Below are 11,463 nucleotides of genomic sequence, written 5' to 3'. Positions count from 1 at the left end.
GCACGGTCATTTGGTTGGTTGTCATCATTACCTGATCTTGCGTATTGACCACTGATACCAGCAGAACTTCTATCCATAATTATATTTCATTAATTCATGAAAATATAAAAAGCAGACTGCTGTTCTGTTCAGAAGTTCATTTTGCGAAAAAGTTTACTTGAGCCATGATGGGAGGAAGGCGATTACTAACTGTTTGTTTTCTTCTTTGCCGGGTTGGTTTGCTCTGCTAAATGTTCTTCGGCAGTAACGTTGCTGCATCTGTCCGACCTCTTTCAGGTGATACAGAGTCATGACCCTGTGGCGGGACGCTTACCCTGATCTTTATTTCATCAATATATGGTTCCATTAAATCGTTGTTCAAAAGCTGGTTAGTCGGGATTTCAATGACCTCAAATCCTGCTTTTTGCAACAGTGCGATTTTAAGCAGAGTCGAACCATTCCTGGTTTTGAAATCACCACCCACGTAATGAGACGGACCCTGAACTTCAATCACAACGTTGTGATCTGACAGAAGCAGGTCAACCGGAGGTAATGAGTTCAGACTCTTTTCTTCTTCGATCTGCAAAGATGGAATAGATAATTGGAGTTGATCGCGGAAGTCGGCCTGGTTTTTTGAAATGGCTGTCTGGTAATGGGGGACGACCGGAGAGGCTCTGCCAAGCCAGCTTGCGGCCATGACCATGATGGATTGATCCTCTCCACTATCTGGCGATATATTTTCCAGGCGAGTCAACAGGTTATCCATGTGCTTCTCAAGCACATTATTTTTATTGGCATTGGATTTATTGGCATTGGAGTCTAGAGCCAACCTGGCACAGCATACCATGACTCCCCAGAGAGACATTGATATCTCTTCCTGAGAAAACTGAAGGTTCTCACTGATTCGATAGACAAGCGATTCGAACGCAGAGGTAGCCACGTTCAGCTCAACGAGTTCACCCAGTTTTGCCGTGGCCCAAAGCAGGTTGGCAATACCCTGGGCATTAAATTGGTCTTTCTGTGTGTTCACGAGGGGCAACAGTGTGACCACAGCCTCGTTGAGCCCTGGTGTCTGCTCCTGCCCTTTGTCCACCAGTTTCGCCATGGCCCACAGCAGGTTGACGATATGCTGAAGAATAAACTGATCTTTCTGTGCGTTCACTTGGGGCAACAGCACGGCCACGGCCTCGTTAAGACCTGGTGTCCGCTCCAGTCCTTTATCCACCAGTTTCGCCATGGCCCACAACAGGTTGGTGATTTCCTGTGGTGTAAAGTTAGCTTTCTGTGCGTTCACCCGGGGCAACAGCGCGGCCACGGCCTCGTTGAGCTCTGGTGTCCGGTCCAGCCCGTTGTCCACCAGTTTCGCTATGGCCCACAACAGGTTGACAATGCCCTGGGCATTAAATTGGTCTTTCTGTGCGTTTGCATGGGGCAATAGGGCGGCCACGGCCTCATTGAGCTCTGGTGTCTGCTCCTGCCCATTGTCCACCAGTTTCGCCATGGCCCACAGCAGGTTGGTGATATGCTGGGGAATAAATCGGTTTTTCTGTGCGTTCACGCGGGGCAACAGGGCGGTCACGGCGTCGTTGAGCTTTGGTGTCCGCCTCAGCCGGTTGTCCACCAGTTTCGCCATGGCCCACAGCAGGTTAGCAATACCCTGGGCGTTAAATTGGTCTTTCTTTGCATTCAGGAGGGGCAGTAGGGTGGCCACAGCATCTTTGAGACCTGGTGTCTGCTCCAGCCCGTTGTCCACCAGTTTCGCCATGGCCCAAAGCAGGTTGACAATGCTCTGGGCATTAAGTTGGTTTTTCTGTAGGTTCACGAGGGGCAACAGCGTGACCACGGACTCTTTGAGCACTGGTGTCCGCTCCAGCCCGTTGCCCATCAGTTTCGCCATGGCCCACAGCAGGTTGGCAATGCCCTGGGCATTAAGTTGGTTTTTCTGTGCTTGCACGAAGGGCAACAGGGCGGCCACAGCCTCTTTGAGCTCTGCTGCACGCTCCTGCCCGTTGTCCAGTAGTTTCGCCATGGCCCACACCAGGTTGGTGACTTCCTGTGGTTTAAAGCGAGCTTTCTTTGTCTTCACGTGGGGCAACAGCGCGGCCACGGCCTCGTTGAATTCTGGTGTCTGCTCCTGTCCGCTGTCCACCAGTTTCGTCATGGCCCAAAGCAGGTTGGCGATTCCCTGGGGATCAATATCCCTGGCTTCAGGTTTTTGGTTGCAGTTAAATATTATTGCATCAAGTAGTGTTGACAATAAGGAAGTTTGAGTGAGCTTAACATGTTCACTCATGGGTTTATGAGGGGTAAAAACACCCGCTGAAGTAAATGAGTGAAGTGTTGTCGTCAGGCTTCGCCAATTCCAGCTCCGCGTTGCCGTGAAATTTTGTAACAAACGCATCAGCTGGCTTTGTTCCGCTCGATTTAAAGGCCTTTTAGACGCTGACGCGTATTTTTTAATTGAACTGGCATATTGCCCGTGATTTCTCCCATCATAGCGATCACCGAAATGATCTGATCTACTCACCAGACCAGCTATTATTTCCTGTTTGGTGAGGGCATTAAAATCTTGAGCAGAGTTTACTGAACGGTGCATTAAATATTGAGAAGGGCGTGTGCCAGAAAAATGGTGAAATTCATTACATCTCGGGGTAGAGAGGGGGTGACTATCCTGCTGTCTGACTGTGGCATGTCTATATCGCCCACGCCCGGAAGAAGGGGCATGGCCATTCGGTTGGTTGTAACCATTATCTGATCTTGTGTATTGACCACTGATACCAGCAGAACTTCTATCCATAATTATATTTCATTAATTCATGAAAATATAAAAAGCAGACTGCTGTTCTGCTCAGAAGTTCATTTGGCGGAAAAGTTTACTTGAGTCATGATGGGATAAAGGCGATTAATGGCTGTTTGTTTTCTTCCTCTTTGCTGGGCTGGTTTGCTCTTCTAAATGTTCTTCGGCAGTAACGTATGCAGCAGCATCTGTCCACCTTCTTTTAAGCGATACAGAGTCATGCCCCTGTGGCGGGATGTCTACCCTGTTCTTTATGTGATCAATACATATTTTCATTGAATTCAGGTTCCCAAGCTCGTTAGCCGGAATTTCAATGACCTCAAACCCTGATTTTTGCAACAGTGCGATTTTAAGCAGAGTCGAACCATTCCTGGTTTTGAAATCACCACCCACGTAATGAGACGATCCCTGAACTTCAATCACCATGTTGTGATCTGGCAGTAGCAGGTCAACCGGAGGTAATGAGTTCAGACTCTTTTCTTCTTCAATCTGCAAAGATGGAATGCACAATTGGAGTTGATCGCGGAAGTCGGCTTGAGGTTTTGAAATGATTGTCTGGTAATGGGGGATGACCGGGCACGCGCTCTGCCAAGCCAACTTGCGGCCATGACAATGATGGATTGTTCCTCTTCATTATCCGGGGATGTATTTTCCAGGCGTGTCAACAGGTGATCCATGTGCTTTTCAAACACGTTGTTTTTATTGGCATTGGAGTCTAGAGCCAATCTGGCACAGCATACCATGACTCCCCAGAGAGACATCGATATCGCTTGATGAGGGAGCAGAGAGTTTTCACTGATTCGGTAAACAAGCGATTCGAACATGGATGTAACCACATTCAGCTCAACTAGCTCACCCAGCTTCGCCATGGCCCACAGCAGGTTGGCGATATGCTGAGGAATAAATTGGTCTTTCTGTGCGATCACGCGGGGCAACAGCGCGGCCACAGTCTCGTTGAGCCTTGGTGTCAGCTCCTGCCCGTTGTCCACCAGTTTCGCCATGGCCCACAGCAGGTTGGCGATACCCTGTGGTTTAAAGTTAGCTTTCTGTGCGTTCACGTGGGGCAACAGCGCGGCTACGGCTTCGTTGAGCTCTGGTATCTGCTCCTGCCCGTTGTCCACCAGTTTCGCCATGGCCCACAGCAGGTTGGCGATGCCCTGGGCATTAAATTGGTCTTTCTGTGCGTTCACGTGGGGTAGCAGCGCGGTCACAGCCTCGTTGAGCCTTGGTATCTGTTCCTGCCCGTTGTCCGCCAGTTTCGCCATGGCCCACACCAGGTTGGCGATTTCCTGTGGTTGAAAGTTAGCTTTCTGTGCGTTCACGTGGGGCAACAGCGCGGCCAAGGCCTCTTTGAGCCGTGGTGTTTGCTCCTGCCCGTTGTCCACCATTTTCGCCATGGCCCACAGTAGGTTGGTGATTTCCTGGGGTTTAAAGTTAGCTTTCTGTGCGTTCACATGGGTCAACAGCGCGGCTACGGCCTCTTTGAGCCCTGGTCTCAGCTCCTGCCCGTTGTCCACCAGTTTCGCCATGGACCACAACAGGTTGACGATCCCCTGGGCAGTAAATTGCGCTTTCTGTGCGTTCACGTGGGGCAACAGTGCAGCCATGGCCTCTTTGAGTTCTGGTGTCCGCTTCAGCCTGTTGTCCACCAGTTTCGCCATGGCCCAGAGTAGGTTGGCGATTTCCTGTGGTTTAAAGTTAGCTCTCTGTGCGTTCACATGGGGCAACAGCACGGCCACGGCCTTGTTGAGTCCAGGTGTCCGCTCCTGCCCGTTGTGGACCAGTTTCGCCATAGCCCACAGCAGGTTGGCGATTTCCTGAGTGCCAATATCCCTGGCTTCAGGTTTTTGGTTGCACTTGAATATTATTGCATCAAGCAGAGTAAACAATAAGGCAGCCTGAGTACGCTTAACACGCTCATCTGTGGGTTTATGAGGGGTAAAAACACCTGCTGAAGTAAATGAGTGCAGTGTTGTCGTCAGGCTTCGCCAATTCCAGCGCCGAGTTGCGGTAAAATTCTTCAGGAAACGTATCAGCTGGCTTTGTTCATCCCGATTTAAAGGTCTTTTAGAAGCTGACGTGTATTGTTTTATTGAACTGGCGTATTGACCGTGATTTCTCCCATCATAGCGATGACCGAAACGATTCGATTTACTCACCAGGTCATCCATTATTTCTGGTTTGATGAGGGCATTAAAATCTTGAGCAGGGTTTACTGAACGGCGCAGTAGATATTGAGATGGGCTTGCGGCAGAAGAATGGGAAAATTTATTACGCTCCGGGTTTGTGCGTGGGGTATTATCCCACTGCCTGACTGTGGCATGTCTATATCGCCCACGCCTGGAAGCGGCCTGGTCATTCGGTTGATTGTAATCATTACCTGATCTTGCGTATTGACCACTGATACCAGCAGAACTTCTATCCATAATTATATTTCATTAATTCATGAAAATATAAAAAGCAGACTGCTGTTCTGTTCAGAAGTTCATTTTGCAGAAAAGTTTACTTGAGTCATGATGGGAGGAAGGCGATTAATGGCGGTTTGTTTTCTTCCTCTTTGCTGAGTTGGTTTGCTCTCCTAACTGTTCTTCGGCAGTTCCGTATGCAGCACCTGCCCTCCCTCTTTTAAGCGATACAGAGTCATGCCTCTGTGTCGGGATGTCTACCCTGTTCTTTATGTAATCAATACATATTTTCATTGAATTCAGGTTCCCAAGCTCGTTAACCGGGATTTCAATGACCTCAAACCCTGATTTTTGCAGAAGTGCGATTTTCAGCAGAGTCGAACCATTCCTGGTTTTGAAATCACCACCCACGTAATGAGACGATCCCTGAACTTCAATCACAATGTTGTGATCTGGCAGTAGCAGGTCAACCGGAGGTAATGAGTTCAGACTCTTTTCTTCTTCAATCTTCAAAGAGGGAATGCTCGATTGGAGTTGGTTGCGGAAATCGGCTTGAGGTTTTGAAATGGTTGTCTGGTAATGGGGGGCGACCGGGTACGCTCTGCCAAGCCAAATTGCAGCCATGACAATGATGGATTGTTCCTCTTCATTATCCGGGGATGTATTTTCCAGGCGAGTAAACAGGTCATCAATGTGCTTTTCAAGCACGTTATTTTTATTGGCATTGGGGATCAGAGCCAACCTGGCACAGCATACCATTGCTCCCCAGAGAGACATCAATATCTCTTGCTGAGAGAACTGAGGGGTTTCACTGAATCGGTAAACAAGCGATTCGAAGGTGGATGTAACCATATTCAGCTCAACTAGTTCACCCAGTTTCGCCATGGCCCACAGCAGGTTGGCGATATGCTGAGGAATAAAGTGGTCTTTCTGTGCGTTCACGTGGGGCAATAGTCCGGCCAAGGTCTCTTTGAGCCTTGGGGTGCACTCTGGCCCTTTGTCTGCCAGTTTCGCCATGGCCCACAGCAGTGTGGTGATTTCCTGTGGGTTAAAGTGAGCTTTCTCTGCGCTCACATGGGGCAACAGTACGGCTGCGGCCTTGTTGAGTCCAGGTGTCCGTGCCTGCCCGTTGTGGACCAGTTTTGCCATGGCCCACAGCAGGTTGGCGATTTCCTGGGCATTAAATTGGTCTTTCTGTGCGTTCAGGTGAGGTAACAGTGCGGCCACAGCCTCTTTAAGCTCGGGTGTCCACTTTTGCCCGTTGTCCACCAGTTTCGCCATGGCCCACAGCAGGTTGGCGATATGCTGAGGAATAAATTGGTCTCTCTGTGCGTTCACGTAGGGCAACAGCGCGGCCAGGGCCTCTTTGAGCCGTGGTGTTTGCTCCTGCCCGTTGTCCACCAGTTTCGCCATGGCCCACAGCAGATTGGTGATTTCCTGTGGTTTAAAGTTAGCTTTCTTTGCCTTCACATTGGGCAACAGCGCGGCTACGGCCTCTTTGAGCCCTGGTGTCAGCTCCTGCCCGTTGTCCACCAGTTTCGCCATGGCCCACATCAGGTTAGCGAGATGTTGAGGAATAAATTGGTCTTTCTGTGCGTTCACGTGGGGGAATAGCGCGGCTACGGCCTCTTTGAGCCCTGGTGTCCGCTCCTGCCCGTTGTCCACCAGTTTCGCCATGGCCCACATCAGGTTGGCGAGATGCTGAGGAATAAATTGGTCTTTCTGTGCGTTCACATGGGGGAATAGCGCGGCTACGGCCTTTTTGAGCCCTGGTGTCAGCTCCTGCCCGTTGTCCACCAGTTTCGCCATGGCCCACATCAGGTTGGCGAGATGCTGAGTAATAAATTGGTCTTTCTGTGCGTCCACGTGGGGGAGTAGCGCGGCTACAACCTCTTTGAACTCTGGTGTCAACTCCTGCCCGTTGTCCACCAGTTTCGCTATGGACCACAACAGGTTGACGATCCCCTGGGCATTAAATTGCGCTTTCTGTGCGTTCACGTGGGGCAACAGCACGGCCACGGCCTTGTTGAGTCCAGGTGTCCGCTCCTGCCCGTTGTGGACCAGTTTCGCCATAGCCCACAGCAGGTTGGCGATTTCCTGGGTGCCAATATCCCTAGTTTCAGGTTTTTGGTTGCACTTGAATATTATTGCATCAAGCAGAGTAAACAATAAGGCAGCCTGAGTACGCTTCACACGCTCATCTGTGGGTTTATGAGGGGTAAAAACACCTGCTGAAGTAAATGAGTGCAGTGTTGTCGTCAGGCTTCGCCAATTCCAGCGCCGAGTTGCGGTAAAATTCTTCAGGAAACGTATCAGCTGGCTTTGTTCATCCCGATTTAAAGGTCTTTTAGAAGCTGACGTGTATTGTTTTATTGAACTGGCGTATTGACCGTGATTTCTCCCATCATAGCGATGACCGAAACGATTCGATTTACTCACCAGGTCATCCATTATTTCTGGTTTGATGAGGGCATTAAAATCTTGAGCAGGGTTTACTGAACGGCGCAGTAGATATTGAGATGGGCTTGCGGCAGAAGAATGGTAAAATTTATTACGCACCGGGGTATTGCGGAGGGGATTATCCCTCTTTCTGACTGTGCCATGTCTGTATCGCCCACGCCTTGAAGTAGCGGCATGGTTATCCGATTGTTTGTAATCATTATCGGATCCTGCGTATTTACCACTTATACCAGCAGAGCTTCTATGCATAACTATATTTCATTAATTCATGAAAATATAAAAAGCAGACTGCGATGCTGTTCAGAAGTTCATTTTGCTGGAATTTTTGCAAACGTAATTGGTAGGGGAAATACATCTACTCTTGATGCCACCCATCCGATATTTTCAAATCATCCGGGGCGAGATGTATGGGTAACAGGTGTTCAACACTGGCATTCCTTCCCGGAATATGAAGAAGGTTCTTGAGTCATGATGTGAGGAAGGCGATTACTGGCTGCTTGTTTTCTTCCTCTTTGCTGGTTTACCGGTTTGCTCTGCTAACTGTTCTTCGGCAGTAACGTATGCAGAACCTGCCCAGCCCCTTTTAAGTGATACACAGTCATGACCCTGTGGCGGGATACTTACCTTGATCTTTATTTGATCAATATATGGTTTCATCAAATCTTTGTTCAATAGCTGGTTAGTCGGGATTTCAATGACCTCAAATCCTGCTTTTTGCAACAGTGCGATTTTAAGCAGAGTTGAACCCTTTCTGGTATTGAAATCACCACCCACGTAATGAGAGAGTCCCTGAACTTCAATCACTATGTTGTGATCTGGCAGAAGCAGGTCAACCGGAGGTAATGAGTTCAGACTCTTTTCTTCTTCAATCTTCAGAGATGGAATAGATAATTGGAGTTGATCGCGGAAGTCGGCTTGGGTTTTTGATATGGTTGTCTGGTAATGGCGGATGACCGGACAGGCTCTGCCAAGCCAACTTGCGGCCATGATCATGATGGATTTATCCTCTTCATTATCTGGCGATGTATTTTCGAGGCGAGTCAACAGGTCATCCATGTGCTTTTCAAACACGTTATTTTTATTGGCATTGGAGTCTAGAGCCAACCTGGCACAGCATACCATGACTCCCCAGAGAGACATTGCTATTTCTTCCTGAGAAAACTGAAGGTTCTCACTGATTCGATAGACGAGCAATTCCAACGTAGAAGTAGCCACGTTCAACTCAACGAGTTCACCCAGTTTGGCCGTGGCCCACAGCAAATTGGCAATACCCTGGGCATTAAATTGGTCTTTCTGTGTGTTCACGATGGACAACAGCGCGACCACAGCTTCGTTGAGCCCTGGTGTCCGCTCCTGCGCGTTGTCCACCAGTTTCGCCATTGCCCACAGCAGGTTGGTGATTCCCTGTGGGTTAAAGTTAGCTTTTTGTGCATTTACGTGGAGCAACAGTGTAACCACTGCCTCTTTAAACTCTCGTGTCTGCTTCTGCCCGTTGTCCACAAATTTTGCCATGGCCCACAGCAGGTTGGCGATATGCTGAGGAATTAATTGGTCTTCCTGTGCGTTCACGCAGGGCAGCAGAGCGGCCACGGCCTTGTTGAACTCTGGTATCCACTCCAATCCGTTGTCCACCAGTTTTGCCATGGCCCACAGAATGTTAGCAATATTCTGGGCATTAAATTGGACTTTCTGGGCATTTAAATGAGGCAACAGCACGGCCACGGCTTCTTTAAGCCCTTGTGTCCGCTCCTGCCCGTTGTCCACCAGTTTCGCTATGGCCCACAGTATGTTGGCGATATCCTGGGCATTAAATTGGTCTTTCCGAACGGTCACGTGGGGCAATAGCGCGGCCACGGCACCGTTGAGCCCTGGTGTCCGCTCCTGCCAGTTGTCTACCAGTTTCGCCATGGCCCACAGCAGGTTGGCGATATCCCGGGCATTGAGGTGGTCTTTCCGGGCGTGAAAGTGGGGCAATAGCGCGGCCACGGTCTCGTTAAGCCCTGGCGTTCGCTCCTGCCCGTTGTCCACCAGTTTCGCTATGGCCCACAGCAGGTTGGCGATATGCCGGGGAATAAATTGGTCTTTCTGTGCTTTCACGCGGGGTAACAGCACAGCCACGGCCTCGTTGTGATCTGATGTCCGCTCCTGCCCTTTGTCCGCCAGTTTCGCCATGGCCCACAGCAGGCTGGCGTTACCCTGGGCATTAAATTGGTCTTTCTGTATCTTCACGTGGGGCAACAGCGCGGCTACGGTCTCGTTGAGCTCTGGTGTCTGCTCCTGCCCGTTGTCCACCAGTTTCGCCATGGCCCACAGCAAGTTGGCGATCCCCTGGGCATTAAATTGGTCTTTCCGTGCGTTCACGAGGGGTAACAGCGCGGCTGCGGTCTCTTTGAGCCCTGGTGCCCACTCCTGCCCGTTGTCCACCAGTTTCGCCATGGCCCACAGCAGGCTGGCGATCCCCTGTGGTTTAAAGTCAGCTTTCTGTGCGTTCACGTGGGGCAATAGCGCGGCCAGGGCCTCGTTAAACTCTGTTGTCTGCTCCTGCCCGTTGTCCACCAGCTTTGCCATGGCCCACAGCAGGTTGGCGATATGCTGGGGAATAAATTGGTCTTTCTGTACGATCACATGGTGCAACAGCGCGGCCACGGCCTCTTCGATGTCTGGTGTCCGCTCCTGCCCGTTGTCCATCAGTTTTGCAATGGCCCACAGCAGGTTGGCGATCCCCTGGGCATTAAATTGGTCTTTCTGTGCGTTCACGAGGGGCAACAGCGCGGCCACGGCCTCGTTGAGCCCTGGCGTCCGCTCCTGGCCGTTGTCCACCAGTTTCGCCATGGCCCACAGCAGGTTAGCGATATGCTGAGGAATAAATTGGTCTTTCTGTGCGTTCACGAGGGGTAATAGCGCGGCCACGGCCTCGTTGAGCCCTGACGTTCGCTCCTGCCCATTGTCCACCAGTTTCGCCATGGCCCACAGCAGGTTGGCGATTTCCTGTGGGTTAAAGTTAGCTTTCCGTACGTTCACGAGGGGCAACAGCGCGACCACGGCCTTGTTGAGCCCTGGCGTCCGCTCCTGGCCGTTGTCCACCAGTTTCGCCATGGCCCACAGCAGGTTAGCGATTCCCTGAGGATCAATATCCCTGGCTTCAGATTTTTGGTTACACTTGAACCTTATTGCATCGAGCAGAGTAAACAATAAGGCAGTCTGAGTAAGCTTAACACGCTCATCCACGGGTTTATGAAGGGTAAAAACACCCGCTGAAGTAAATGAGTGAAGTGTTGTGGTCAGGCTTCGCCAATTCCAGTTCCGGGTTGCCGTGAAATTTTGAAGCAAACGTATTAGCTGGCTTTGTTCCGCTCGATTTAACGGTCTTTTAGCAGCTGATGAGTATTTTTTAACTGAACTGGCATACTGACCGTGATTTCTCCCATCATAGCGATGACCGAAACGATCCGATTTACTGACCAGGTCATTCATTATTTCCTGTTTGATGAGGGCATTAAAATCTTGAGCACAGTTTACTGAACGATGCATTAAATATTGAGAAGGGTGTGTCCCGGAAGAATGGTGAAATTCATTACATCTCGGGGTAGAGCGGGGATGATTATCCCGCTGTCTGACTGGGGCATGTCTATATCGACCACGCCTTGAATAAGGGGCATGGCTATTTGGTTGGTTGTAACTGTTATTTGATCTTGTGTAATGACCACTGATACCAGCATAACTTCTATCCATAATTATATTTCATTAATTCATGAAAATATAAAATGCAGACTGCTGTTCTGCCCAGAAGTTCATTGTGCGGAAAAGTTTACTTGAGTCATG

6 protein-coding genes are annotated in these 11,463 nt (G+C 49.9%); 1 reads left to right on the top strand and 5 read right to left on the bottom strand.

Going from position 1 to position 11,463, the window contains the following annotated elements:
* Nucleotides 1-226: 226 nt before the first annotated feature.
* The 4 genes from J7439_RS21655 to J7439_RS21640 form a co-directional block, all read right to left on the bottom strand.
* Nucleotides 227-2,776 (bottom strand): RAP domain-containing protein, encoded by a 2,550-nt coding sequence (locus J7439_RS21655; protein WP_209204077.1) that lies wholly within the window; start codon nucleotides 2,774-2,776, stop codon nucleotides 227-229.
* Between the two features lie 105 nt (nucleotides 2,777-2,881).
* Nucleotides 2,882-3,286, bottom strand: coding sequence for an RAP domain-containing protein (locus tag J7439_RS21650; protein WP_209204076.1), 405 nt, complete (start codon nucleotides 3,284-3,286; stop codon nucleotides 2,882-2,884).
* Nucleotides 3,244-5,202, bottom strand: a complete 1,959-nt coding sequence (locus J7439_RS21645) for a DUF1601 domain-containing protein (RefSeq protein WP_209204075.1) — start codon at nucleotides 5,200-5,202, stop codon at nucleotides 3,244-3,246. Before J7439_RS21645 ends, J7439_RS21650 begins: the two co-directional genes overlap by 43 nt.
* A gap of 105 nt (nucleotides 5,203-5,307) precedes the next feature.
* Entirely contained in the window at nucleotides 5,308-7,890 is a 2,583-nt protein-coding gene (locus J7439_RS21640) for an RAP domain-containing protein (RefSeq protein ID WP_209204074.1), read from the bottom strand.
* Between J7439_RS21640 and J7439_RS21635 the strand changes: the two genes are divergently transcribed.
* Nucleotides 7,885-8,106 carry a hypothetical protein gene (locus tag J7439_RS21635; RefSeq protein ID WP_209204073.1) on the top strand — a complete coding sequence of 74 codons (222 nt, stop codon included), beginning with the start codon at nucleotides 7,885-7,887 and terminating at the stop codon, nucleotides 8,104-8,106. The two genes, J7439_RS21640 and J7439_RS21635, sit on opposite strands and share 6 nt — an antisense overlap.
* Before the next feature lie 21 nt (nucleotides 8,107-8,127).
* Here the strand turns inward: J7439_RS21635 and J7439_RS21630 are convergent, their stop codons facing one another.
* Nucleotides 8,128-11,373 (bottom strand): DUF1601 domain-containing protein, encoded by a 3,246-nt coding sequence (locus tag J7439_RS21630; protein ID WP_209204072.1) that lies wholly within the window; start codon nucleotides 11,371-11,373, stop codon nucleotides 8,128-8,130.
* Between the last annotated feature and the right edge of the window lie 90 nt (nucleotides 11,374-11,463).

Origin of the sequence: Salinisphaera sp. G21_0 (assembly GCF_017744115.1) — a bacterium.
Classification (GTDB): domain Bacteria; phylum Pseudomonadota; class Gammaproteobacteria; order Pseudomonadales; family Endozoicomonadaceae; genus Endozoicomonas.
Note: the sequence above shows the minus strand (reverse complement) of the source record. Positions and strands in the feature narration are given on the sequence as shown.